General features: G+C 72.2%; 28 protein-coding genes. 6 read left to right on the forward strand and 22 right to left on the reverse strand.

Annotated features, from left to right (window positions below):
• Nucleotides 1-140 precede the first annotated feature (140 nt).
• The 3 genes from ASG76_RS17830 to ASG76_RS17840 all read left to right on the forward strand — a co-directional run bounded on the left by ASG76_RS17830 (nt 141) and on the right by ASG76_RS17840 (nt 3,538).
• The gene (locus tag ASG76_RS17830) at nt 141-1,697 is read left to right on the forward strand and encodes a hypothetical protein (RefSeq protein WP_056606719.1); all 1,557 of its coding nucleotides are present in this window, start codon (nt 141-143) and stop codon (nt 1,695-1,697) included.
• 143 nt (nt 1,698-1,840) lie between these two features.
• On the forward strand, nt 1,841-2,533 hold the full coding sequence (locus ASG76_RS17835) for a GAF and ANTAR domain-containing protein (protein ID WP_162254135.1): 693 nt from the start codon (nt 1,841-1,843) through the stop codon (nt 2,531-2,533).
• 291 nt (nt 2,534-2,824) lie between these two features.
• Nucleotides 2,825-3,538 (forward strand): hypothetical protein, encoded by a 714-nt coding sequence (locus ASG76_RS17840; protein ID WP_056606724.1) that lies wholly within the window; start codon nt 2,825-2,827, stop codon nt 3,536-3,538.
• Between the two features lie 178 nt (nt 3,539-3,716).
• Here ASG76_RS17840 and ASG76_RS19315 read toward each other — a convergent pair whose 3' ends face one another.
• The 3 genes from ASG76_RS19315 to ASG76_RS17855 all read right to left on the reverse strand — a co-directional run bounded on the left by ASG76_RS19315 (nt 3,717) and on the right by ASG76_RS17855 (nt 5,699).
• Nucleotides 3,717-4,376, reverse strand: a complete 660-nt coding sequence (locus ASG76_RS19315) for a hypothetical protein (protein WP_056606728.1) — start codon at nt 4,374-4,376, stop codon at nt 3,717-3,719.
• Nucleotides 4,377-4,476: 100 nt separating this feature from the next.
• Nucleotides 4,477-5,088 (reverse strand): hypothetical protein, encoded by a 612-nt coding sequence (locus ASG76_RS17850; RefSeq protein WP_056606731.1) that lies wholly within the window; start codon nt 5,086-5,088, stop codon nt 4,477-4,479.
• The gene (locus tag ASG76_RS17855; RefSeq protein ID WP_235529732.1) at nt 5,085-5,699 is read right to left on the reverse strand and encodes an FMN-binding negative transcriptional regulator; all 615 of its coding nucleotides are present in this window, start codon (nt 5,697-5,699) and stop codon (nt 5,085-5,087) included. Before ASG76_RS17855 ends, ASG76_RS17850 begins: the two co-directional genes overlap by 4 nt.
• A gap of 59 nt (nt 5,700-5,758) precedes the next feature.
• On the opposite strand from ASG76_RS17855, the gene ASG76_RS17860 reads away from it, so the two are divergent.
• Both ASG76_RS17860 and ASG76_RS17865 read left to right on the forward strand, forming a co-directional pair.
• On the forward strand, nt 5,759-7,288 hold the full coding sequence (locus tag ASG76_RS17860) for an ATP-dependent DNA ligase (protein ID WP_056606734.1): 1,530 nt from the start codon (nt 5,759-5,761) through the stop codon (nt 7,286-7,288).
• A gap of 22 nt (nt 7,289-7,310) precedes the next feature.
• A complete protein-coding gene (locus tag ASG76_RS17865; RefSeq protein WP_056606737.1) occupies nt 7,311-8,006 on the forward strand; it encodes a TetR/AcrR family transcriptional regulator in 696 nt (231 codons plus the stop codon).
• A 24-nt stretch (nt 8,007-8,030) separates the two neighbouring features.
• On the opposite strand, the gene ASG76_RS17870 is transcribed toward ASG76_RS17865, so the two are convergent.
• The 3 genes from ASG76_RS17870 to efp all read right to left on the reverse strand — a co-directional run bounded on the left by ASG76_RS17870 (nt 8,031) and on the right by efp (nt 9,892).
• Nucleotides 8,031-8,846, reverse strand: a complete 816-nt coding sequence (locus ASG76_RS17870) for a DUF1206 domain-containing protein (RefSeq protein ID WP_056606740.1) — start codon at nt 8,844-8,846, stop codon at nt 8,031-8,033.
• A gap of 65 nt (nt 8,847-8,911) precedes the next feature.
• Nucleotides 8,912-9,322 carry a transcription antitermination factor NusB gene (gene nusB / locus ASG76_RS17875; protein ID WP_056606744.1) on the reverse strand — a complete coding sequence of 137 codons (411 nt, stop codon included), beginning with the start codon at nt 9,320-9,322 and terminating at the stop codon, nt 8,912-8,914.
• A gap of 6 nt (nt 9,323-9,328) precedes the next feature.
• Nucleotides 9,329-9,892, reverse strand: coding sequence for an elongation factor P (gene efp, locus ASG76_RS17880; protein ID WP_056606747.1), 564 nt, complete (start codon nt 9,890-9,892; stop codon nt 9,329-9,331).
• A gap of 180 nt (nt 9,893-10,072) precedes the next feature.
• On the opposite strand from efp, the gene ASG76_RS17885 reads away from it, so the two are divergent.
• Nucleotides 10,073-10,729: an NAD(P)H-binding protein gene (locus tag ASG76_RS17885; RefSeq protein WP_056606750.1), complete on the forward strand. Its 657-nt coding sequence runs from the start codon at nt 10,073-10,075 to the stop codon at nt 10,727-10,729.
• On the opposite strand, the gene ASG76_RS17890 is transcribed toward ASG76_RS17885, so the two are convergent.
• Genes ASG76_RS17890 through ASG76_RS17965 form a run of 16 tightly spaced genes read right to left on the reverse strand, consistent with a single transcriptional unit; the run spans nt 10,726 to nt 24,269 of the window.
• A complete protein-coding gene (locus tag ASG76_RS17890) occupies nt 10,726-11,571 on the reverse strand; it encodes an NAD(P)H-hydrate dehydratase (RefSeq protein WP_056606753.1) in 846 nt (281 codons plus the stop codon). The two genes, ASG76_RS17885 and ASG76_RS17890, sit on opposite strands and share 4 nt — an antisense overlap.
• Nucleotides 11,564-12,325: a histidine phosphatase family protein gene (locus tag ASG76_RS17895; protein ID WP_200948240.1), complete on the reverse strand. Its 762-nt coding sequence runs from the start codon at nt 12,323-12,325 to the stop codon at nt 11,564-11,566. Before ASG76_RS17895 ends, ASG76_RS17890 begins: the two co-directional genes overlap by 8 nt.
• A 1-nt stretch (nt 12,326) precedes the next feature.
• On the reverse strand, nt 12,327-12,629 hold the full coding sequence (locus ASG76_RS17900; RefSeq protein WP_056606756.1) for a hypothetical protein: 303 nt from the start codon (nt 12,627-12,629) through the stop codon (nt 12,327-12,329).
• Between the two features lie 56 nt (nt 12,630-12,685).
• On the reverse strand, nt 12,686-13,525 hold the full coding sequence (locus tag ASG76_RS17905) for a PhzF family phenazine biosynthesis protein (RefSeq protein ID WP_056606758.1): 840 nt from the start codon (nt 13,523-13,525) through the stop codon (nt 12,686-12,688).
• Nucleotides 13,526-13,537: 12 nt separating this feature from the next.
• Complete coding sequence (locus ASG76_RS17910) at nt 13,538-13,972, reverse strand: type II 3-dehydroquinate dehydratase (RefSeq protein WP_056606761.1); 435 nt, start codon at nt 13,970-13,972, stop codon at nt 13,538-13,540.
• Complete coding sequence (locus ASG76_RS17915) at nt 13,969-14,763, reverse strand: DUF402 domain-containing protein (protein ID WP_056606764.1); 795 nt, start codon at nt 14,761-14,763, stop codon at nt 13,969-13,971. The genes ASG76_RS17910 and ASG76_RS17915 overlap by 4 nt, the downstream gene beginning before the upstream one ends.
• The gene (aroB, locus tag ASG76_RS17920; protein WP_056606767.1) at nt 14,760-15,875 is read right to left on the reverse strand and encodes a 3-dehydroquinate synthase; all 1,116 of its coding nucleotides are present in this window, start codon (nt 15,873-15,875) and stop codon (nt 14,760-14,762) included. The genes ASG76_RS17915 and aroB overlap by 4 nt, the downstream gene beginning before the upstream one ends.
• Nucleotides 15,872-16,372 (reverse strand): shikimate kinase, encoded by a 501-nt coding sequence (locus ASG76_RS17925; RefSeq protein ID WP_056606770.1) that lies wholly within the window; start codon nt 16,370-16,372, stop codon nt 15,872-15,874. The genes aroB and ASG76_RS17925 overlap by 4 nt, the downstream gene beginning before the upstream one ends.
• A 10-nt stretch (nt 16,373-16,382) precedes the next feature.
• The gene (aroC, locus tag ASG76_RS17930; protein ID WP_082587662.1) at nt 16,383-17,561 is read right to left on the reverse strand and encodes a chorismate synthase; all 1,179 of its coding nucleotides are present in this window, start codon (nt 17,559-17,561) and stop codon (nt 16,383-16,385) included.
• Between the two features lie 12 nt (nt 17,562-17,573).
• Nucleotides 17,574-18,290 carry a prepilin peptidase gene (locus ASG76_RS17935; protein WP_162254136.1) on the reverse strand — a complete coding sequence of 239 codons (717 nt, stop codon included), beginning with the start codon at nt 18,288-18,290 and terminating at the stop codon, nt 17,574-17,576.
• A gap of 9 nt (nt 18,291-18,299) precedes the next feature.
• Nucleotides 18,300-19,160: a shikimate dehydrogenase gene (locus ASG76_RS17940; protein ID WP_056606778.1), complete on the reverse strand. Its 861-nt coding sequence runs from the start codon at nt 19,158-19,160 to the stop codon at nt 18,300-18,302.
• Complete coding sequence (gene mltG / locus ASG76_RS17945) at nt 19,154-20,302, reverse strand: endolytic transglycosylase MltG (protein WP_056606781.1); 1,149 nt, start codon at nt 20,300-20,302, stop codon at nt 19,154-19,156. Before mltG ends, ASG76_RS17940 begins: the two co-directional genes overlap by 7 nt.
• A complete protein-coding gene (gene ruvX, locus ASG76_RS17950) occupies nt 20,295-20,756 on the reverse strand; it encodes a Holliday junction resolvase RuvX (protein ID WP_056606783.1) in 462 nt (153 codons plus the stop codon). Before ruvX ends, mltG begins: the two co-directional genes overlap by 8 nt.
• Nucleotides 20,757-20,758: 2 nt before the next feature.
• A complete protein-coding gene (gene alaS / locus ASG76_RS17955) occupies nt 20,759-23,458 on the reverse strand; it encodes an alanine--tRNA ligase (RefSeq protein ID WP_056606786.1) in 2,700 nt (899 codons plus the stop codon).
• Complete coding sequence (locus ASG76_RS17960; RefSeq protein ID WP_056606788.1) at nt 23,458-23,742, reverse strand: DUF6167 family protein; 285 nt, start codon at nt 23,740-23,742, stop codon at nt 23,458-23,460. The genes alaS and ASG76_RS17960 overlap by 1 nt, the downstream gene beginning before the upstream one ends.
• Nucleotides 23,742-24,269, reverse strand: coding sequence for a hypothetical protein (locus tag ASG76_RS17965; RefSeq protein ID WP_056606791.1), 528 nt, complete (start codon nt 24,267-24,269; stop codon nt 23,742-23,744). The genes ASG76_RS17960 and ASG76_RS17965 overlap by 1 nt, the downstream gene beginning before the upstream one ends.
• Nucleotides 24,270-24,283: the final 14 nt, after the last annotated feature.

The raw sequence follows: 24,283 nt of genomic DNA on the forward strand, positions 1-24,283 counted from the left end.
ATGCCGCCCAAGCCACCCCAAGAGTCACCGAAGTCCTGAGACACCAACTGTTACCGATGTCCTGATGCAGAACTGTCACCGATGTCCTGAGACATCACAGGCGAGGCCCGTTGTCGGTGGGTACAACTAGAATCAAACGCATGATCGATGACCTGTCGGACCTCGATGCAGCCGGGCTCCTGGCCCGCGCGTCCGAGTCTGTGCGGGCACGCCGGCTGGCGGAGATCGACGACCTCGAGGTCCTCGCGCAGTGGGCCGCGGTGCACTTCGCCGATCCGACCGAGGGCCCCGACGGAGCCGCGGCACGCCGGCTCGGCAACGTGCTGGTCCAGGTCGGCGGCGACGGCACCCCGGGCGTGCAGGACTTCTGCCTCGGCGAGATCGCCCTGGCCCGCGGCACCGGCGTGATGGCCTCGCGCCACGCGCTCGCCGACGTGCTCGACCTGCAGCACCGGCTCCCGCTGACCTGGGCGGTGTGCCGGCGCGGCGAGTGCGAGGTCTGGCTCGCGCGCCGCGTCGCGAAGCTTTCGCGCCACCTGGGCGCCGACCGTGTCGGGCTGGTCGACTCCGCGATCTCGCGGATGATCGTCAGCGAGGGTGCCGGACGGGTGCTGGAGGTCGCCGAGGCCAAGATCATCGAGGCCGACCCCGCCCTGCACGAGGACACGTGCGAGGCCGAGCGCCGGAGCAGGTTTGCCCGGCTGGGTCGCACCGACGAGCACGGCCTGCGGATGCTCTTCGCCCGCCTCGACGCCGGCGACGCGGTCGCCGTGGACGCGACGGTGTCCCGGGTCGCGGAGATCATCGCGCCCCGCCATGCCGACGCCACCACCCCCGACGAGCTCCGCGCCCTGGCCTTCGCGTGGCTGGCCCGGCCGGCCGAGCTGTTCACCCTGCTGCTCGAGCACACCACCCCCGAGCCGGAGCGGGAGCCCGACCTCGACCTCGACCTCGACCCGGAGGAGCCGGACCAGTCCGGACCGACGCGTGCGCTGGCCTTCCCCGCCGACCTCCTCGACGCCCTGCGCGACGTCGACCTCGCTCCGCTCGCGCCGCGCGGAGTGCTGCACGTCCACCTCCACGAAGCGGCGCTCCACGGCACCGACGGGGTGGCTCGCGTCGAGGGGTTCGGGCCGGTCACGCTGGGCCGGCTGGCCGAACTGTTGGCGCGGGTCGACCTCAAGATCCAGCCCGTCAAGGACCTCTCCGACCGCGTCCGCCACACCGCCTACGAACACCCCGAGTCACTGCGCGACCAGGTCCACCTCATCACCGGCGGCGACTACTGGCCCTACGCCACCTCCACCAGCCGCCACGTCGACCTCGACCACCCGGTCCCCTACGACCACGGCGACGACGGTCGAGAACCCCCGCCGGACCAGACCGGCTCCCACAACTCCGGCCCCCTCGGCCGACGACACCACCGCTGGAAGACCCACGCGGGCTACCAGTCACGCCAGTGCGGCGAACCGGACCAGACCGGCTCCCACAACTCCGGCCCCCTCGGCCGACGACACCACCGCTGGAAGACCCACGCGGGCTACCAGTCACGCCAGTGCGGCGAAGGCCGCTACGTCTGGCTCACACCCCACGGCCTGGGCTTCCTCGTCGACCACACCGGCACCCACCGCATCCACCCCGAGAAGGCACGGATGATCCTCGAAGCCCCGGCCGGGGTGGACATCTACCCGAGCTGAGCAGGCGACGTGCCGCTGAGGCTCCGCGCGGCACGCGCAGTTGCGGCAGCATGGGCGCCTTCGTGCGGCGGATGCGGACGACTACGCGGGATCTTGTAAGCAGGGGTGTGTCGGCGCGCTCCGCGTCACTCCATACTGAGCCCGTGAGTGAGGCGACCCAGCGGCTGAGCGAGTTCGAACAGCTTGCTCGAGCGTTTCGGTGGGCAACGGACGAGGACGCACGTCTCCAGATCGCGGTGGACGCGGCAGTGAGGCTCGTCGCTAGGTGTGCCCATGCCGGCATCACGATCAATGAGAAGGGCGGCCTCCTCACGCGGGTGAGCAGCGACGACTTCGTCCGGCGCGCCAACGAGCTGCAGTACGAGCTGGGCGAAGGACCGTGCCTCAGCGTGCGCAAGGACCAGGACACGATGATCGTCCACGACCTCGAGACCGAGGAACGGTGGCCGGTGTGGGCGCCGAAGGTCCACCATGAGTTCGGCGCCAGTTCCATGATGTCGCTGCTCGTGTTCACCAACGACGACTGCTACGGCGCGCTGAGTCTGTATGCCGTGGACGGCCAGCACTTCGACGTCGACGACGTCGCCGTCGCCCAGGCCCTCGCGGGACACCTGGCCCTCTCGATGTCTGCCGAGCGGGAGATCGACCAGCTGGGGATGGCGATCATCAGCCGCTTGGTCATCGGGCGGGCAGAGGGGATCTTGATGGAGCGGCTCGACCTCAGTGCCGATCAGGCCTTCGACTATCTGCGTCGGATCTCAAGCACCACGAACCGCAAGCTGGTGGCCATCGCGAGCGACATCGCGCGCACCCGCACGCTCCCTGGCGACGACTGAGTCCGCAGCCCCGGAGGGGGCCCGGGTGCCCACTGTCTTGAGCACCCGGCCCTGGCCGCACAACAACCATGGCTGCGGCAGCGACTTGGACTCTCCGTACCCCGCATCAAGCGACGGATTCGCCGTGTGCGGGTTGTCACCGCTTCTTGAGAGTTGTCCAACGTGTGGCTGACGTTGGTGAAGACGGACGGCCCAGGGATCAGGACGATCCGGCTGGGGGTAGGAGGTGAATTTCCACCGGCCCCGGGGTGCCGGATCCGTAGCGGGAGGTGTGAGTGGTTTGCTGCGGGCGTGACCTTCGGCGGGGTGGATGACGGAAACGTAGGCCGGCGCTCGGCGTCAGGGGAGAACAGGCTTCCGCCGGCTGCCGGGGTGGTTCTTGCCATCGCGGTCTATGCGCTTCTTCCGAGCTCGTTGCTGTTCACCAACCGGTTGATCACACCGATGGTGGAAGTGCTCCTGCTGGTGGCGTTGGTGGTGACCAATCCTCGGCGAATGACCCGAGAGACGCGTTGGTCGCGATGGGCCTCGATCGGATTGGCGAGCATCATGATCCTCTCCAACTTGGGCTCCCTCGGGCTGCTCGTGTCCACTCTGTCCGGCAACGTCGCGAGCGGAGGCCACCTGCTCGTTGGCGCGATGCAGATCTGGGTCACGAACGTCATCGGCTTCGGTCTGCTCTTCTGGGAACTCGACCGAGGTGGACCAGTGTGTCGGCGACGTGAGGAACGCTCGAACCTGCCGTCCGCGGACTGGCGCTTCTCCCAAGATGAGAACGACGACGCCGTGATCGAGGTGAGCCGCACATCCAGCGAGTCTGGAGGATGGATTCCAAACTATGTCGACTACCTGTATCTGTCCTTGACCAACTCCTCCGCCTTCAGCCCGACCGACACCATGCCCCTGACCAGCCGAGCGAAAATTCTGATGGGCATCGAGGCCACCGCTGCACTGCTCGTCTCACTGATCGTGGTGTCGTTCGCGGTCGGTGTTCTCGGCCAGTAGAGACAAGGTGAACAGGCAAGTCCAACGTAGTTCTCAGCCGCGCTCCTCGTCCCTCGTCAGCGCATGGGGTCCGGCGCTCTGTATGTGATTCCGCCAACGCACATGGGGGCGCGGTGGGCTACTCCGCGGTGGCGCAGTCGCGGCAGTGCCTGTGACCCGAGGGTGCCTGACCAGCCATTCAGGGCCGGCGGGATTGCCGGGCGGTCGCGTAGGAGGGCTCTCTGAGCCGGCGGACCCAGTCGTAGGGCTCGAGGCCGGGCAGTACGTTTCTGACGGGGTCGAATGACACGGGCATGTCTGCATGGTCGGACGGGCCCGTAGGGAGCGACAGGTCGGCAAATGTGTGCCACCCGCCTGAGGGGGTGGCCCAGGCCAGCTCGACCCTACTCTCGTCTCGGAACACCGCGGAGAGAAGCACCGCTCCGACGGGTGCGCGATATGGCAACAACGTGGTCATCGATCTCCTGTACGGCGACCGGGCAGCGGTGAGCGTGAAGCGGGTGAGCCGTCCGAGCCCCGTGGAAGCGAACAACAAGTCGCCGTGCTGGCCCCCCTCGGTCGGCACGCGGATGGCGAGGCCATGGATGTCCGGGACGGGCGGCGGTAGTCCGATTGCTCGGGACTGCCGGACCAGCACGAGGTCCTCGCCCGCGTGGTCCAGCCAGCCTGCGCCGGTCAGGCCCTGTGTACCGACCCGGTGCAGGGTGCCCTGAACGACAGAGCCCCGCGGGTGCAGTGGCTTGGTAGCCGGCCGGGCGGCGATCGTCCGAGTTGCAACGCCGAGCATCTGACCACCGATGTACGAGGCGGCGCGGGCCGCCGAATCAAGAGCGCTCATGTGGCATCGGTACCCGCTCACGGCTGGGCGCACACGCGACGAGACCCCCACGCCACATGTGAGGCTGCGCTGCGCAAGGTCGGTCACTCGGCGAACTGCCCTACCTCCGCCTCTCGATCGTGGTCACCACGCTCGTCACCGACGGCCGCCGCGGCGTTGAGGAGAACCCGAACCGGCACGGCGGATCCACCGGCGCCAGCGCAGCCAGGTCGCTCCCCCGCCACTGACCGGACAGAGCGGCAACAGCAGACACCGACGTCGCGCCGTACCACTCCCGGCGGTCGTTGCCGGCGGTCCCGCGCGTCCGCACGCCCCGCATCACCACCCGCGCCACTGGGTCGACGAGAGAGCACCAGGCAGGTGACGTCGCGACACGGGCGGGCACGAGACCGAGGGCGGCACCCAGCGGCGTACGACCGCCCACCACGAGTCGCAGCATCAGCGACGGTGTCGACACCTGCCAGCCGTCGGCGGTGTCCGTGACCTCCACCGGCTCGAGGACGTGCTCGTCGAAGGAGTAGGTCGCGGCGACGAAGTCGCGCACCCGCTCGTCGGGGGCCAGGAGCACGCGGTGTCCGACCGCGTCCTCGACCATCACGTCGGCAAAGGCTCCCCACGGCGACGCGTCCCACCGTCCGACGACGACGCGGGTGCCGCTCGTGCTGCCGACGCCGGCGATCCGTCCGGTGAAGCGCTCGCGCACCCGGCTCACGGAGCGACCAGGCCGGACGGGTCGGCCCCGTCAGCGGCCAGGCCTGCGGCGACGCCGGCACGGTCCTCGTCGGACCGGTTCTGGCTGAGCTTGGCCTTGGCCTCCACCGACTCCACGAGCACCTCGACGCCGACGATCGGACGGAGGTTCTTCTCGACGTAGTCCTCGGGCGCGTCCGAGACCGCCCACGGCTCCTCGCGCTGCTGCTCGTGCCGGTCGGTGAGGCGCGTGACCAGCGCGCGCACCCACTGCGGGTCGTCGTGGACGACCACGCGGCCGCGGAGGTGCACGACGGAGTAGTTCCACGTCGGCACGACCTTGCCGTGCTCGGCCTTCGAGGCATACCAGGACGGGCTCACGTAGGTGTCCGGCCCCGTCACGACCGCCAGCGCCGGCGAGCCGTCGACGATGCGGCGCCAGTGCCCGTTGGCGCGTGCGAGGTGGCCGACGAGCCGGTCGCCCTCCCACAGCACGGGCAGGAAGGTCGCGTCGGGCATCCCGTCGTCACCCACGGTCACCAGCTGCGCGGTGGCGACCGCGTCGACGAAGGGACGTACGTCGTCGGCGTCCATCGCGTTGAAGCGCGGGACGTAGAGGTGGGACTCGGGCACGGGCCCATCCTGCCTCTTCGGGTGGCCTCGCTGTCGGTGGCGCCCGGCAGGATGGACGCATGCTGCTCGCCGAGCTCGTCTCCACCTCCGCCGAGGTCGCCGCGACCCGCTCGCGCAAGGCCAAGGTGGCCACGCTCGCCTCGACGTTGGCGCGTGTGGAGCCCGGGGAGCTCGAGGTCGTCGTGTCCTACCTCGGCGGCGCCCTGCGGCAGCGGCGTACGGGGTTGGGATGGCGCGGCGTCAGCGACCTCCCGCCGCCCGCAGCCGAGCCGTCGCTGACGGTGCTGGAGGTGCACGAGGCCTTCGAGGCCATGTCGGCCCTGTCCGGGGCGGGCTCCCAGCTCGCCCGCAAGGCGGCGGTCGACACGCTCTTCGGGCGCGCGACCGCCGACGAGCAGGCGTGGCTGCGCGCGATCGTGACGGGCAACCTCCGCCAGGGTGCGCTCGACGCCGTCACCCAGGAGGCGGTCGCGCAGGTGGCAGGCGTCCCCCTCGCCGCCGTACGCCGTGCCGCGATGCTCGCCGGCTCGACCGTCGCCGCTGCGGGCGCGGCCTTCGAGGGCGAGGAGGCGCTCGCCGCGATCGGCCTCGAGGTCGGTCGCCCGGTCCTGCCGATGCTGGCCTCCAGCGCGCCCGACGTGGCCGCCGCGATGGCCGGGCTGTCCGACGGCGGTGCGACCGAGGTCGCGATCGACGCCAAGCTCGACGGCATCCGGATCCAGGTGCACCGCGACGGCGACGACGTCCTCGTCGTGACGCGCAGCCTCGACGACATCACCGGGCGGCTGCCCGAGGTGGTCGAGGTGGCCCGCTCCCTGCGGGCCGAGCGGTTCGTGCTCGACGGCGAGGCGCTCGCGCTCACCGACGACGGACGTCCGATGGCGTTCCAGGACACCGCCAGCCGGACCGCGCAGGACACCGCCAGAGATGGGCAGAGCGCGGTGACGCCGCACTTCTTCGACCTGCTCCACCTCGACGGGCACGACCTGCTCGACTCCCCCGGTCACGAGCGGCTCGCCGCCCTCGACGCGCTGGTGCCCGAGCGCCACCGCGTGCGGCGCCTCGTCACCGCCGATCCCGGTGCGGCCGACGCCTTCGCGAGGGAGACCGTGTCGGCCGGGCACGAGGGCGTCGTGCTCAAGGACCTCTCCGCGCCCTACGCGGCCGGTCGTCGGGGCGCGGCCTGGGTGAAGGTGAAGCCGGTCCACACCCTCGACCTCGTCGTGCTCGCGGTCGAGTGGGGCTCGGGCCGGCGCCAGGGATGGCTCTCCAACATCCACCTCGGCGCCCGCGACGAGTCCTCGGAGAGCGGCTTCGTCATGCTCGGCAAGACGTTCAAGGGCATGACCGACGAGATGCTCGCCTGGCAGACCGAGCGGTTCCTCGCGCTCGAGACCGGCCGCGAGGGCCACGTCGTGCACGTGCGCCCCGAGCAGGTCGTCGAGATCGCCTTCGACGGCCTCCAGCGCTCCACCCGCTACCCCGGCGGCGTCGCGCTGCGCTTCGCCCGGGTCATCCGCTACCGCGACGACAAGGCGCCCGGCGAGGCCGACACCGTCGAGCAGGTGCGCACCCACCTCCCGGCGTGACGACATCCCTAGACTGAGCCCCATGAGTGCCGAGCCCTCCACCCCGGCCGCCGGGCGCGGCGGCACCGCGGCCGCACGGCGACGGGTCCGCGAGGCGGAGATCATCTCGGCGACGCGACGGCTCTTCGACGAGCGCGGCGTGCGCGACGCCCAGATCGAGGACATCGCCAAGGCCGTCGGCATCAACCGGGCGATCATCTACCGCCACTTCACCGGCAAGGAGGAGCTCTTCAGCCTCACGCTGGTGGAGTACCTCGACGAGCTGCGTCAGTCACTCGACGAGGCCGCCGGGTCCGCGACCGAGCCGCGCGACCAGCTCGTCGCCCTGGTGGAGGCCTTCGTGGCCTACGGCCTGGCCCACCCGGCGTTCATCGACTGCGCCCAGGCGATCATGCGACGCCCGGGCGGTGACCTGCTCGAAGAGGTCAGCGAGAGCGCGATGTTCCGCCTCGGCCAGGCGATCAACGGGTGCCTGTCCGTGCTGACCCGCACGATCGAGGCCGGTGCTGCGAGCGGGGAGTTCCGCGTGCAGGACCCGCGGCTGCTCGCCAACATGCTCTACGCCAGCGGCCTCGGCACGCTCCAGCTCGGCCGGGTGGCGATGCTCGTCTCCGAGGACGCGCCGGGCGTGCCCCGCATCAGTCGTGTCACTCCCCAGCAGGTCCGCGACCACATGGTCGCCACCGCGCTCGCCGTCGCCGCGGGTCCGCCCGCCTGAGCGAGCGGCACCCCGAGCCGGTCGTCAGCGCGAGAGGTGCTTGGCGCGCGCGAAGCAGAACAGGCCGTACGCCGCGATGCCGAGCGCGATCGCGGTCAGCAGCACCTGGCCGAAGGGCTGCTCGCGCAAGGTCTCGAGCGCCTGGTCGAGGCCACCGGACTTCTTGGCGTTGTGGGTGATCGCGGCGTAGCCGAAGAGGCCGCCGACGAGCGCGATGGCGACACCCTTGGCGATGTAGCCCACCTTGCCGAGCATGACGTAGGCCGAGCCGTCCTCGCCCGACTGCCCCTGGGCGTCGAGGTTCTCGCGGAACTTCTCGGTCCAGCCGCGCACGACGAGCGAGATGCCGTAGCCGATGATCGCCAGACCGACCAGGCCCACGATCAGCTGGCCACCGGGCAGCTGCATGATCTTCGCCGTCGTGGTGTCGGTGCCGCCCTTGCTGCCGCCGCCGGAACCGGTCGCGGTCTTGAAGGCGCTCCAGGCGAGCGCGCCGTAGATGATCGCCTTGCCCAGGGAGGTCGCGCGCTTGCGCCACCGCTTGGCGTCGTCGGACTCCTCGGGATAGCCGAAGGCGAACTCCAGCAGGCGCCAGATCACGAGCAGCGTCATCCCGATCGCGATCATCCACACCAGCACACCGCCCATCGGCTGCTGGGCGAGGTAGTGCATGGCGCCCTGGTTGGAGGCCTTGTCCTCCTTCTCGCCGAAGGCGAGCTGGAGGGCCAGCCACCCGACGAGCAGGTGGACGATGCCGTAGGCGATGAGGCCGACGCGGATCGCGTGGTCGAGCCACTTGCTGCGGTGGACGGATTCTGCGGTCTCCACGGGGGCGTTCATGGGGTCAACCTAGGACCTCCGGGCCCCCGTGCGCGAGTGCGTCCGACCCCTCCGGGTGAACCGGCTCAGACCAGGGTGGCGCGGTCGCGCTGGATCGATCCCAGGAGACCGTTGACGAAGGCCGGCGAGTCGTCGGTCGAGAGGTCCTGCACCAGGCGCAGGGCCTCGCTCACCGCGACCGTGTCGGGCACGTCGGAGTCACCCCAGAGCAGCTCGTAGACACCGATGCGCAGCACGTTGCGGTCCACTGCCGGCATCCGGCCGAGCGTCCAGCCCTTGCTGTAGGTCGTGAGCACCTCGTCGATGCGCTCGAGGTGCTCGACCACGCCGCGCACCAGGGTCGCGGTGTAGTCGTTGGTCGGGCCCTCGCCGTCGGCGATCGCGCGGTCGAGGGCCACGACGGGGTCCTCCGAGCGCAGCTCGGAGGCGAACAGGATGTCCAGCGCGCGCTTGCGCGCCTTCGAACGGGCAGCCACGTGGTGTCAGGCCTTGACGCGGCCGAGGTAGGACGAGTCGCGCGTGTCGACCTTGACCTTCTCGCCCGTGGTGATGAAGAGCGGCACCGCGATGGTGTGGCCGGTCTCGAGGGTCGCGGGCTTGGTGCCGCCGGTGGAGCGGTCGCCCTGCAGGCCCGGCTCGGTCTCGGCGATCAGCAGCTCGACGGAGGCGGGCAGCTCGATGAAGAGCACGCGGCCGTCGTTGGTGGCGACGATCGCCTCCTGGTTCTCCAGCATGAAGTTCTTCGCGTCGCCCACGACCTCGGGGGCCACCTCGAGCTGCTCGTAGGTGCTGGTGTCCATGAAGACGTAGGACGAGCCGTCGTTGTAGAGGTACTGCATGGTGCGCTTGTCGACGTTGGCCGTCTCGACCTTGGTGCCGGCGTTGAAGGTCTTGTCGACGTTCTTGCCCGACTCGACGTTGCGGAGCTTGGTGCGCACGAAGGCCGGGCCCTTGCCGGGCTTGACGTGCTGGAACTCGACGACGGCCCAGAGCTGCCCCTCGATCCGGAGGACCATGCCGTTCTTGAGGTCGTTGGTGGTTGCCATGTGCTCTCTGTCCGCCTTCGTCGCTGTGTCTGATGTCAAGGAGTGTCAAGGATGAGCGGACGCCGCCCTACGGAGCCTGCGCCGACAGGCGAGTCTAGTCGCGGGCCACGAGAGCCATGAAATGCTCGCCGGACAGCGCCACGGCGAGGCCCTCACCGTAGCCGCGCTAGCGTCGCCGGCATGCGCACCACCATCTTCGGCGGACACGGCAAGATCGCCCTCCTCCTCGCTCCCCTGCTCGTCGAGGCGGGTCACGAGGTCACCTCGGTCATCCGCAACCCCGACCACGTCCGGGACGTGGAGGCGACCGGGGCCACGGCCCTCGTCTCCTCGCTCGAGGACGCCGACACCGCGGCGCTGACCGAGCTGCTCTCCGGCCAGGACGCCGTGGTCTGGTCGGCCGGGGCCGGCGGCGGCGACCCCGCGCGCACCGACGCCGTGGACCGCGACGCGGCGATCCGCTCGATGGACGCGGCCGTGGCCGCGGGCGTCCAGCGCTACGTGATGGTGTCGTTCGCCGGTGCGTCCGCGGACCACCTCGTGCCCGAGGACGACCCGTTCCGTCGCTACCAGGACGCCAAGATCGCCGCCGACGAGCACCTGCGCGGCACCAGCCTCGGCTGGACGATCCTCGGGCCCGGTGCACTGACCACCGATCCCTCCCACGGCACGGTCAACCCCGCCGCCACCTCCCGCGACGGCGACGAGTCACCGCGCGAGCTCGTGGCGCAGGTCGCCGCGGCCGTGCTCGCCGACGACCGGGCGGTGCGTCGCACGCTGGTCTTCGGCAAGGGTGACGTCGCGATCGACGACTGGCTGTCGCGGCTCCCCGACTAGGACGCGAGCCCGCGCAGCACCGCCGGCACCTCCGGCGCGAGCTCGCGGGCGAGGTAGCCGACAGGCCCGACGCGCCCGGCGAGCCGGTCCCCCGCCACTGCGTGGACGTAGGCGCCCCAGACGGCAGCCTGCGCGGGCTCGGCACCGCGACCGAGCAGCCCGCTGACGATGCCCGCCTGCACGTCACCCGACCCGGCCGTGCCCAGACCCGGGTTGCCGGCCTCGACGCGCCACAGGTCGCCGGGGTGGGCGACGTACTTGGTGGGACCACCGCACACCACGGTCGCCCCCGTGCGGTGGGCCAGCGCCGCCGTGTGCCGCGCGAGGTCGGAGGCCACCTCGTCCTCGTCCAGGTGCAGGCAGTGGGCCAGCTCAGTGGGGTTGACCGTGAGCAGCACCGTCGCGGCCAGGTCGGCGATCCGCTCGGGGTCCTCGGTGACGTACGCCGTGCCGAGCGCGTCGAGCACGACCGTCCCCGACACCCGGTCGAGCACCTCCCCCACGAGCGCGGCGGCGGCCTCGGGATCGGTGAACCCGGGCCCCAGCAGCACCACGTCGACACCCTCGGCGAGCTCCACGACGCGGTCGGCGTCGCGGACCTCCGTCACCATCAGCTCCGGGACCGCCACGGCGAGTGCGGACACGCACGCCCCGGCGGTCGCGAGCTGCACCTTGCCGGCTCCGGTGCGCAGGGCGGCCTCGGCCGCGAGGAGCCCCGCGCCGGGAGTCTCGTCGGTCCCGGCGACGACGAGCAACCGCCCCCGCGCCTCCTTGTCCGAGCCGGGCTCGGGCAGCGGCCACCCACGCAGGAGCTCCTCGTCGACGAGCCTGCCCTCAGGCACCGGGAGCCTTCTCGGTCCGGTCCGGCTCCTCGGTCGGTCGCGCGGGGCCCGACGCCAGGTGGCTGTCGTCGGCGAACTCCTCGAGCGCGAGGCCGTCATCGGTCCTGGTGTAGCGCGTGACGGAGGCGTTGGAGATGCGGGTGGTGCGGTCGATCTCGAGTAGGTCGACCTCGTCGAGGCCCTCGAGGGCGTAGCGGAACGACATGATCACGGCCTGGTGCGTGAACAGCCACACCCGGGCGCCGTCGTAGCCCTCGCGCAGGTCCGCGAGCAGGCTCCGCACCCGCAGCACCACGTCGGCCCAGCTCTCGCCGGACGGCGGTTGGTAGTAGAACTTCCCCACGTGCGAACGCCGCTCGGCCTCCTCGGGCCAGCGCGACCGGATGCCCTTGCCGGTGAAGCCGTCGAAGAGCCCGAGGTCCCGCTCGCGCAGCCGCTCGTCGAGCACCACCTCGAGACCGAGCTCCTGCGCGGCGACCCGAGCCGTGTCGGCCGCGCGCCGGTAGGGCGAGGCGAGGACGAGATCGGGCCTTCGGTCGTCAGGCAGCCCGCTGGCCCACCGGCCGAGGGTCCGCGCCTGCTCCTCGCCGCTGGGCGAGAGCTCGACGTCGGCGTCGCGGGCGGAGAGGTCCAGGTGTTCGGCATCGGCATCGCGCGCCTCGGTGTCGGCCAGGTTGCCGACGCTCTCACCGTGGCGCACCAGCACCAGGTCCTGCGGCCCGCGACGCGCGTGCAGCACGCTCGTCAGGCCCACGTCAGGGACGGTAGGGCTGGTCGTCGTGGCGCGGGTCCAGCCGGGGGTAGCCCGCCTTCGGGACGACGCCCTCGGGCGACGGCTCCTCCCCGCCGGGGCTCTGCTCCGGCGGTGCGTCCGCGGGGGCGTCGGTCTCCGAGGTGTCACGGAGTCCGTCCGTGCCCACCTGTCCCGGGCCGACGTGGCCCACGCGCTCGCTGCTCGAGCCCATGCCCCCTGCCGCGGCGTCGGGTCCCGACGCGTTCGGCGTGGACTCACGCTCCTCGTCCGCGATGGCCCGTGTGGTGTCGTCGTGGTCGGTCATGAGATCTGCGTACCCCGCCCGGGGGGCGGCCATGTGCCCAGCGCTGGGATCGGGCTCTAGAGGTCGACCTCGCCCACGATGCGCGTCACCGCGTCGCCGGAGACCCACACGTGATCGCCGTCCGCCTCGATGCGCACCCGTCCCTCCCTGCCGATCACGCTGCCCTGGCGCGAGGTGTACGCCAACGGCAGGGCGCCCGTGCCGATGAGCCACTGCCCCAGGCCGGCGTTGGCACTGCCGGTCACGGGGTCCTCGGCGAACTCGCGGCCGTCGGCGAAGAACGCCCGGACCTCCACGTCGGCCCCGTGCTCCGCGGCGCTCACCTCGTCCCAGCGGCCCAGGACGGTGACCTTGAGGTCGGTGAAGGCGGCCACGTCGGGCACCACGGCAAGCACGGCGTCGGCGGTCCCGAGGTCGACGCCGACCCAGCCCGGGCCGTTGTCGATCCACGCCATGTCCTCGACGGCGGCGTCGGCGACGCCGAGCGCACGCACGATCCGGGCGCGGAGGTCGGCCTCGACCGGACCGGAGCGCTGCAGGGGCGGCGCCGCGAAGCCGAGCCGCGGCTCACGGCGTACGTCGACGAGGCCGGCGCCGCACTCCTGCACGACCGTGTCGCCCTGCGGCGCTCCCCCGGCCTCCAGCCAGGCGTGCGCGCTGCCGATGGTCGGGTGGCCCGCGAAGGGCAGCTCGCCGCTCGTGGTCCAGATGCGCACGCGGTAGTCGGCCCGCGGGTCGGTCGGCGCGCACAGGAAGGTGGTCTCGGACAGGTTGGTCCACCGCGCGAAGCGGGCCATCTGCGCGTCGCTGAGGTCGTCGGCGTCGTGCACGACGGCGAGCGGGTTGCCGAGCCACGGCTCGGCACTGAAGACGTCGACCTGGCGGAAGGGCAGCATCCGCCGATCCAATCAGAGGTGATGGGCGAGGTGCTCCAGCGCCTGCCGGTATCCGTCGATGCCCTGGCCGGCGACCGTCAGCGCCGCGTGCGGCTCGACGACGGAGGTGTGCCGGAACTCCTCAGCGCGCTGCTTGGGGTCGGAGATGTGCACCTCGACCAGCGGTGCGGTCAGCTGCGCGCAGGCGTCCCACAGCGCGAGCGAGTAGTGGGTCCAGGCGCCGGCGTTGAGCACGACCGGCGTGCCGTCGTCGGCGGCGGTGTTGAGCCAGTCGAGCAGCTCACCCTCGTGGTTGGTCTGACGGACCTCGACGTCGAGCCCGAGGTCTGCGCCCCACTCCACGCACTGGTGCGCGAGCTCGGCGTGGGTGGTCGAGCCGTAGATCTCCGGCTGCCGGCGACCGAGGCGGCCGAGGTTGGGACCGTTGAGGACGAGGACCTTCGTCATGACGGCAGCGTAGTGGCGCGCGCGGCCCGGACCTCGTCGCTGTCCGGCAGCGCAGGCACGGTCCAGTCGGCCGGCGGCTGCCACGTGGCCCACTCGTCGTCGAGCGGCCAGTCACGCCCCTCGATCAGCTCAGCGCGCGCCCACTCGGCCGCGGCGTGGATCTCGGCCGCGAGCTCGGCCGAGCCGTGGCCGGCCGCGACGGCGGCCTCGAGCTCGTCGGCGTCCTTGAGCCACAGCTCGCCGGAGGCCTCGAGCCAGAGGTCGAGCACCAGGTCACGCGTCGCGCTCTGGGTCGCGCGACGCCGGTGCGGCAGCTCGAGGTTGACGTAGTGGCCGGCGAGGCTGCCGTCGTCCTCGCGGAACACCCACACGGACCACGGGCGGCCGGTCGGCGCGATCCGGAGCACCCCGCTGCCCTGCCAGCGGCGTACGACCGCGACCCGCTCGTGCCCGAAGCGTTCGTCGAGCGGAACCTCGCGCAGCGAGCGGCCGTCGACGGCCGCCGTCCCCACCACCTCGGTGTCCTCCGCCAGCCAGGCGACCAGGCCTCGCTCGTCGTCGCGCACGACGCGCATCGGGTCGATGCCGAGCCCGTAGCGCCACAGCACGGTCGCTCCGGGCGCGAGGAACGGCCGGCTCCCGGCAGTCGTCCAGCCGGGCTCCGTGCCCAGCAGGCGATGGGGCTCGAGCAGCGCCAGGTCGACGTCGCGAGGCGACGCGGTCCCTGACATCCGCTGCATGGTCCCGCCGGACTCGCTGACCGTCGTGTCGTCCCCCGAGGTGTCGTTCACCCGGCGGAGGCTACCGCGGCGTACGCCGCCCGCAGGTCGTCCTCGCTCGGCCCGGCGAGGATCCGCGGCGAGGCGAGGTCGTCGAGCACGACGAAGCGCAGCTGCGAGCCGCGGGCTTTCTTGTCGACCTTCATCGCTGCGTGCAGTTCGTCGAAGGAGGCGTCGCCCATCGACGCCGGGTCGTACGCCGTCGGCAGCCCGACGCGCGACAGCACGGTGCGGTGCCGGTCGACGACCGCGGGATCGAGCGTGCCCGCGCGTGCGGCGAGCTCGGCGACGAAGACGCACCCGATGGCGACGGCCTCGCCGTGACGGACCGAGTAGTCGCTGGTGCGCTCGATGGCGTGCGCGAGCGTGTGGCCGTAGTTGAGGACCTCGCGGCCGGGGTGGCCGTCGGCGCCGCCGGTCTCCCTGAGGTCGTCGACCACGACGTCGACCTTGACCCGGATCGCGCGCTCGACCAGTTCGCGCAGCTCGGCGGAGCCGGCGGTGAGTGCGGCGGGATCGGTGCGCTCGACGAGCTCGAGGATGGCCGGGTCGGCGATGAAGCCGCACTTGACGACCTCGCCCAGCCCGGCGACGAGCTCCTCGCGCGGGAGCGTGGCCAGCAGGGACAGGTCGCACAGGACGCCCGCCGGCTCGTGGAAGGCGCCGACCAGGTTCTTGCCGGCCCCGGTGTTGATGCCGGTCTTGCCGCCGACCGCGGCGTCGACCATGGCGAGCAGCGTGGTCGGCACGTGGACGACCCGCACGCCGCGCAGCCACGACGCGGCGACGAAGCCACCGAGGTCGGTGGTCGCGCCCCCGCCGATGGTCACCACGGCGTCGGAGCGGGTGAAGCCTGCCTCGCCCAGCGCCTCCCAGCAGTCAGAAGCGACCGGCGCGGTCTTGGCCCGCTCCCCGTCGGGCAGGCCCAGCGCGAGCACGTCGTAGTGCTCGACGAGGGCGTCGACGACCGGGTCGGCCAGCGCCCCGAGCGAGCCGGCATAGAGCACCGCGACCCGCTCGACGGAGTCGCCCAGCATCCCCGGCAGCCGGCCGGCGAGGCCGTGGCCCACGACGACGTCGTAGGGCGAGGCGCCCCCGACGTGGATGACGGTGTCGTCGCTCACGGGAGCAGCCCCCGGATCTCGTCGGCCACCTCTTCGGGCGTCCGGTCGTCGGTCTCCACCACGTGCGTAGCCACGGACTCGTAGACCGGCGTGCGCTCGTCGAGGAGCGCCTTGATGCGCGAGCGCACGTTGCCGAGCAGCAACGGGCGTCCGACCCCCAGGCCGACGCGCTTGACGGCGTCGGAGAGCCCGACGCGCAAGAACACCACCGGCACGTCCGCGAGCAGCGCGCGGGTCTCGGGCCGGAGCACGGCACCGCCGCCAAGCGCCAGCACGCCGTCGTGCTCGGCGAGCGCGGTCGCGACCGCAGCGACCTCCAGCTCGCGGAACACGTCCTCGCCGGACTCGACGAAGATGTCGGAGATCTCGCGACCGGTGGTCGTCTCGATGTCGGCGTCGGTGTCGCGCACCGCGACGCCCCACGCCTGCGCGAGCAGCCCGGCCACGGTCGTCTTGCCGGCGCCCATCGGGCCGACCAGCACCACGCGCGGGGCCATCAGCGGGCCCTCATCGGAACCGGAGCGTGTCGAGGTAGGACTCGACGTTGCGGCGCGTCTCCTGCACCGAGTCGCCGCCGAACTTCTCCACGACCGCGTCGGCGAGCACGAGCGCGACCATGGCCTCCGCGACGATGCCCGCGGCAGGCACGGCGCAGACGTCGGAGCGCTGGTGGTGCGCGACCGTCGCCTCGCCGGTGGCCACGTCGACGGTGCGCAGCGCCTTCGGCACCGTCGCGATGGGCTTCATCGCCGCACGCACGCGCAGCACCTCGCCGGTCGACATGCCGCCCTCGGTGCCGCCGGAACGACCCGACGTACGCCGCAGGCCGTCGTCGGTCGGCACGATCTCGTCGTGCGCGAGCGAGCCGGGGGTGTCGGCGAGCTCGAAGCCGTCGCCGACCTCGACGCCCTTGATCGCCTGGATGCCCATGAGGGCGCCAGCCAGCTTCGAGTCGAGGCGACGGTCCCAGTGCACGTGCGAGCCGAGGCCCGGCGGCAGTCCGTGGACGACGACCTCGACGACGCCGCCGAGGGTGTCGCCGTCCTTGTGGGCCTGGTCGATGCGCGCCACCATCGCCGCGCTGGCCTCGGCGTCGAGGCAGCGGACCTCGTCGGCGTCGAGGCGCGCGACGTCGTCGGGAGCAGGTACGACGCCGGCGGGCGCCTTGACGCCGCCGAGCGAGACGACGTGCGACACGATGCGCGCGCCCGTGGCCTGCTCGAGGAAGTTGGACGCCACCCGGCCGAGCGCGACACGCGCCGCGGTCTCACGGGCGGACGCCCGCTCGAGGATCGGGCGCGCCTCGTCGAAGGCGTACTTCTGCATGCCGACGAGGTCGGCGTGGCCGGGGCGCGGGCGGGTGAGCGGGGCGTTGCGGGCGAGTGCCTCGAGCTCCACGGGGTCGACCGGGTCGGCCGACATGACCTTCTCCCACTTGGGCCACTCGGTGTTGCCGACCTCGATGGCGACCGGGCCACCCTGGGTCTCGCCGTGCCGGACGCCGCCCAGCACGCGGATGGCGTCCTGCTCGAACTTCATCCTGGCGCCGCGGCCGTAGCCGAGGCGCCGGCGGGCGAGCGAGTCGGCGAGGTCGTCGGTCGTGACGCGGACGTGGGCGGGCAGCCCCTCGAGGATCGCCACCAGAGAGGGACCGTGGGACTCGCCTGCTGTGAGCCATCGGAGCATGGCCGAAGTCTCTCAGCCCCAGATGCGACCTGCGACCGCAGTCCCCCAGACGAGACCTACGAGCGCACCGATCACCATGAACGGGCCGAACGGGAACGACTTCTTGAGCATCGCGCGGTCGCGACGCACCACCACCAGGACGAGCGCGGGCAGGGCGAAGACGATGAAGGCGGCCCAGACGCCGATCGCCACGGCACCCCAGCCGGCCCAGCCGAGCACGAGCCCCACGGGGGCAGCCAGCCGGACGTCGCCGAAGCCCATCCCGGCCGAGCGCACGAACCACAGCACCCAGAAGAACGACCGGACCGCGACCATCGCCACCAACGCGCGCACGAGCGCCTCGCGCTGGTCGGTCGCGAGGCCCACGGCCGTCACGACGAGGATCGCGGCCAGGGTCGCCGGCAGCACGACGACCCGCGGCAGCAGCTTGGTGTGCCAGTCGACGACCGACAGCGCGACGCCGACCGGGACCAGCGGCACCAGCCACAGCAGCGGCCAGTCGATCCCCGTGGCCGCACCGAGGAGACCTCCGGCGACCGCCGAGACCACGGCGCTGCGCCGCGCCAGGCCGGGCCGTGCGGCGATGTCGGCATAGCGCAGCTTCGGGGGCTCGTCCTCGGCCTCCTTCGGCGCCGGCTCCGGCACCCGCGCGATCAGCCTCGGCACGAGCAGACCGCCGAGCCCGGCGACCAGGGCGGCCACGAGGGCAGCCAGCACGGTGGTGTTCACGCCGAGCATTCAACCGGTACGACGCGCCGCGAGGGCGCGTTCGCCGGCATCCCGCATGACCGCGAGCGGTGCCGGCATCCCGGTGAACAGCTCGAGCTGGAGCGCAGCCTGGTGGACGAGCAGGTCGAGCCCGCCGACGAGGGTCCGGCCTGACTCGAGGGCCGAGGCCGCCAGCGGCGTCGGCCACGGGTCGTAGAGCACCTCGAAGACGACCGGCGCCGCAGCGCAGCTCGCGACCAAGTCGGAGGTCTGCGCCGAGGCCGGGATGGTCGAGACGACGACGTCGACGGTGGCGCGCTCGGCCCCTAGGTCGGGCCCGAGGCTCCACTGTCGCCCGGCCAGGTCGGTCACCGTCACCCGCGGCGCGGCGGGGTGCGCCCGCAGCGCCGCCAGGGTCTCCGCCGCCCTCGCCTCCTCACGCACCGCGAGGAAGATCGACGTCACGCCGAGGTCGGCCAGCGCCAGCCCGACGGACGTGGCCGTCGCCCCGCCGCCGAGGACCACCGCGGACGCCAGCGGCGTCGTCGTACGCTCGCGGATCGCCGCGGCGGCTCCGGGCAGGTCGGTGTTGTCACCGGTCCGGGTGCCGTCGTCCTCGAGGACCAGGGTGTTGACAGCCCCGGCCAGCCGGGCGCGGTCGGTGAGCCGGTCCACCAGCGGCAGCGCCTCGCGCTTGAGGGGCATCGTCAGCGACAGCCCGCGCCACTCGGGTCCGAGCCCGGCGACGTACGACGCGAGCCCGCCCGCCGGCACCCGGTGGGCGTCGTAGGACCAGTCAAGCCCGAGCACGGCGTACGCCGCCCGGTGCAGCACCGGCGACAGCGAGTGGGCGACCGGGTCGCCCAGCACGCCGCAGCGCCGGGTCAGCAACGGTCCGAGGTCTCGCAGTAGGCCTTGTACTCGTCGCGACCCTCGAGGAAGCCGTCGTAGTCCTCGTAGAACTTCGTCTCGCCGGTCGAGAGGTCGACGGTGACGTAGTAGTACCAGTCGCCGTCCTCGGGGTTGGCCGCCGCGGCGATGGCGTCGTCGCCCGGTGCCTCGATCGGCGTCGGCGGGAGGCCGGCGTTGAGGCGCGTGTTGTAGGGCGTGTCCTCGGCCAGCTGGTCCGGCGTGAGCTCGGTCGAGCCGGGCGAGAGCCCGAGCCCGTAGGCGATGGCGGCGTCGATGCCGAGCGTGCCGTTGGTGCCGCCCTTGTCCCCCGGACCGTCGAGTCGGTTGTAGATGACCCGCGAGATCTTCGGCATGTCGGAGCCTCGACCCTCGGCCTGGACGAGGGAGGCGATGATCATCAGCTCGGCCGGCGTGTGGCCGAGCTCGGCTGCCTTGTCCTCAAGGCCGGCGGCGTCCGCGGCCTCGCGCCAGCGGTCGACCATCATCGCCAGGACCTTGACCGGCTTCATGCCCGGCTTGATCTCGTAGGTCGCCGGGAAGAGGTAGCCCTCGGCGTTGCCCTCGGCATAGTCGGGCAGGCCGATCTTCCCGGACTCGAGCGCCTTGTTCCACGCGGCCTCGGGGAAGTCGGTGTTCTTGGCGAGCGTCGACACGATCTCGGTCAGGCGCAGGCCCTCGGGGATGGTGACCGTCGGGAAGCCGATCAGGTTGCCCGGGTCGACGAGCACCTCCTTGGCGTCGGCGGCCTTCATCTCCTTCTGGAGCTCGTAGTCGCCGACCTGGATGCCGCTGCACTCGTCCTGGCAGGCGTCGAGGAACGCCTGGACCGACGCCGTGACGCCGGCCGCCTTGAGGTTGCGGCCGATCTCGGCGGTCAGGTCACCCTCGTTGACGGTGAACTCGACCTTGCCGGTGCCGGGGCCGGGGTAGTCCTCCGGGCCCTGGAACTGGTCGGCCACCCAGCCGACGCCCTTGGTGAGCCCGAAGTAGAAACCGCCGGCCAGCACCGCGAGTGCCAGGAGCACCGCGATGCAGCCCTTCGCGCCGCGGCCCTTGCGCCGCCGACCGCCCGGGACGTAGTCGTAGTCGTCCTCGCGCGCGTCGTCCGCGTGCTCACTCATCTGCCACCTCGACGATCTCTCCCGGCGCCTGCCCGCTCGCGCGCTCGGTGTCGAGCGCGGTCTGCAGGATCAGCACCGCGGCTGTCTGGTCCACCACGGCACGTCGCTTGGCGCCACGCCGGCCCTGCTCGCGCAGGATCGACTCGGCGGAGACCGTGGTCAAGCGCTCATCACACAGCCTCACAGGAACGGGTGCAACTCGGCGCGCCAGCCGGCCGGCCAGCGTCCGCGCCTTCGCGGCCGCCGGGCCCTCCGAGCCGTCGAGCGACCTCGGCAGGCCCACGACGACCTCGACCGCCTCGAGCTCGGCGACCAGCTGCGCGATGCGGCGTACGTCGCCCCCGCCCGCGCGCACCGTCTCGACGGGTGTCGCGAGGAAGCCGGAGGGGTCGCTGGTGGCCACCCCGATCCGGGCGTCGCCCGGGTCGATGCCCACCCGCACGCCGAACCGCATGCTCAGCCCTGCGCCCGCGCCGCGACCTCGCGGGAGACCAGCTCCAGCGCCTCGTCGATGCGCGAGGCATCGGTGCCTCCGCCCTGGGCCACGTCGTCCTTGCCGCCGCCCTTGCCGCCGAGCAACGGACCCACGGCCCGCACGAGCTCACCGGCGGAGAGGCCGCGCGAACGCGCCTCGTCGTTGGTCGCGGCCACGACCGAGACCTTGCCGTCGGCCTGCCCGATGACCACGACGACGCCCGGCTCGCCCTGCGGGAGCCGGCCGCGCACGTCCATCGCGAGGTTGCGGACGTCGCCGCCGGACGCGCCGTCGGCGCGGTGGGCCACGAGCTTGACGGGGCCGACCTGCGCGGCACCGGCCGCGAGCTCGGCACTGGCGCCGAGGAGCTGGGCCAGGCGCGCCTTCTCCAGCTCCTTCTCGGCCGCCTTGAGGCGCTCGGTGAGGCCCTGGACGCGGCTCACCAGGTCGTCGGGCTGGGTCTTGAGCAGGCCGGTGAGCTGCGCGACGACGTCACGCTCGCGGGCGAGGTAGCCGAAGCCCTCGACACCGGTGAGCGCCTCGATGCGCCGGTTGCCCGAGCCCACGCTGGTCTCGCCGGTCACCACGACGGTGCCGATCTGGGAGGAGTGGTCGACGTGCGTGCCACCGCAGAGCTCACGCGACCAGGGGCCGCCGATCTCGACGACGCGGACCTTGGTGTTGTCGTAGGTCTCGCCGAAGAGCGCGATCGCGCCCCACTCCTTGGCCTGGTCGAGCGTCATGTAGTCCCACGCGACGGCGAGGTCGGCGCGCAGCGCCTGCTGCGAGACCAGCTCCACGTCGCGCACCTGCTCGGGCGTGAGGGCCTGCGTCCAGCCGAAGTCGAGGCGGAGGTAGCCGGGCCGGTTGTAGGACCCGGACTGCAGCGCGGTGGGTCCGAGCACCTCGCGCAGGGCGGCGTGCACGACGTGGGTGCCGGAGTGGGCCTGTCGTGCACCCGTGCGCCACTCGGGATCGACGCGCGCGTGCACCTCGCGGGCGGCGTCGAGCTCGCCCTCGACCACCCGCACCTGGTGCACGACCAGGCCCTTGATCGGGCGCTGCACGTCGAGCACCTCGAGCCGACCGCCGTCGAAGAGGATCGTGCCGGCGTCGGCCGCCTGGCCGCCCGACTCGGCGTAGAAGGGCGTCCGGTCGAGCACCAGCTCGCCGATCTCGCCCTCGGCCAGGCGCGGCACGGGCGACCCGCCGCTGAGCAGCGCCAGCGGGCGCGACTCGGTCTCGAGGGTCTCGTAGGCCAGCCACTCGGTGGGGCCGTGCTCGTCGAAGACGCTGCGGTAGACGCCGGTGTCACCGTGCGCGCCCTTCTTGGCGCGCGCGTCGGCCTTCGCCCGCTCGCGCTGCTCGGCCATGAGTCCGCGGAAGCCCTGCTCGTCGACCTGCAGGCCCTGCTCGGCCGCCATCTCCAGCGTGAGGTCGATCGGGAAGCCGTAGGTGTCGTGCAGCGCGAAGGCGCGCTCGCCCGACAGGGTCGTGCCGCCGGAGCCCTTCACGTCGCCGGCCGCGAGGTCGAAGATCTGGGTGCCCGCCTGCAGCGTCTTGCGGAAGGCGTCCTCCTCGGCGAAGGCCACCTGGGAGATGCGCGGCCAGTCGGAGACGAGGTTGTCGTAGGTCAGCCCCATGCGGTCGCGCGAGACGGGCATGAGCTCGGGCAGCACCCGGTCCTCGCAGCCGAGCAGGCGCATCGAGCGCACGGCGCGGCGCAGCAGGCGGCGCAGGACGTAGCCGCGACCGTCGTTGCCGGGCGTGACGCCGTCGCCGATGAGCATCATCGAGGAGCGGACGTGGTCGGCGACGACCCGCAGGCGTACGTCGTCCTCGCGCGAGGCGCCGTACTTCTTGCCGGTGAGCTCCTCGGCCCGCTCGATCACGGGGTACATCACGTCGATCTCGTACATGTTCTGCTTGCCCTGCAGCAGGAACGCGACGCGGTCCAGGCCCATGCCGGTGTCGATGTTGCGCTTCGGCAGCGAGCCGGAGATGTCGAAGTCGGACTTGGAGCGCACGGCGCTGAGCTCGTCCTGCATGAAGACCAGGTTCCAGAACTCCAGCAGCCGGTCCTCGAGCTCGACCGGCATGTCGGGACCGAGCGTCGCCGGGTCGAAGTCCGGGCCCCACTCCGGCCCGCGGTCGTAGAGGATCTCCGAGCACGGCCCGCCCGGTCCGGGCACGCCCATGGACCAGTAGTTCTCCTTCGGGCCGAGCTGGACGATGCGCTCGCGCGGCAGGCCGGTGGCCTTCATCCAGAGGCCGATGGCCTCCTCGTCGCCCACCAGGACCGAGGGGTAGAGCCGCGCCTCGTCCAGGCCGAAGCCGCCGTCGGCGACCGGCTTGGTGATCAGCTCCCACGCCAGGTCGATGGCGCCTTCCTTGAAGTAGTCGCCGAAGGAGAAGTTGCCGCACATCTCGAAGAAGGTGCCGTGGCGCGTGGTCTTGCCGACGTCCTCGATGTCGGGGGTGCGCACGCACTTCTGGATGCTCGTGGCGCGCGCCCACGGCGGCGTCTCCTGGCCGAGGAAGTAGGGCTTGAACGGCACCATGCCAGCGTTGACGAACATCAGGTTGGGGTCGTCGACCAGCAGCGAGGCGGAGGGCACCACGGCGTGTCCGGCGGCCTCGAAGTGCGCGAGGAAGCGGCGGCGGATCTCGGCGGTCTCCATCAGTGGGGGCCCTTCGTGTCGATGCTTCGGGGGGTGCTGCGCGTGGTGCTCGTGGTCAGCCCCGGGGGGCCAGTGGGCCTGAGACCGAGCTGCTCGCGCAACTCGGTCTCGCGCTCGACCCGGCCCTGGTGGACCTCGTCGGCGAACAGGCGGGCGCCGACCTGCAGGCCGCGCACCCGGTCGCGCAGGCCGTCGGCGGTGAGGGACTCCGCGACCCGACGGGCGCGGGCAGCGGCGTAGACACCGACCCCCGCCCCGGCGACGAACCAGAGTGGACGACCCATCAGGCGACGTCCTCCCCGACCGCGTCGGCAACGTGGGCGGCGCGCTCACGCGCGCGGAACTCGCGCAGCGCCTGCTTGGCCTCGGCGCGGCGGTCGCGGCCCACGCGCCTGGTCTCGCGGCGCACCTCGAAGCGGATCCGGTTGCGGCTCTCTGCCGACAGGGCGCGACGCAGGCCGTGGGTCCACGACGCCGCCTTGACGACGCTCTCGCGCGCCACGATGTCGGCGAAGAGCCGGCCGTCGATCGGCCGGGCGACAGGCACGGCGACCTCGTCCTGCGGAGTGCCTGCTGCGTGCATCCCGGTGATGACGTAGGTGCCCACGGTCTCGTCCTCGACCACCGGACGGGGCGCCGCGACGGCGGGCGACTCGAGCGTGTCGACGCGAACGGCCAGCGCCGCGAGTCGCGACTCGGCGCGCCGGGCGCGGCGCAGGGCGAGCAGCGCCAGCGTCAGGGCCACCAGCACAGCAAGGACGAGGAGGCCCAGCACCACGGCTGCGCCCGTCCACACCTGCTCCGTCGTCACCGGGACACCCTATA

Origin of the sequence: Nocardioides sp. Soil774 (assembly GCF_001428125.1) — a bacterium.
In the GTDB taxonomy this organism is placed as follows: Bacteria; Actinomycetota; Actinomycetes; order Propionibacteriales; family Nocardioidaceae; genus Nocardioides.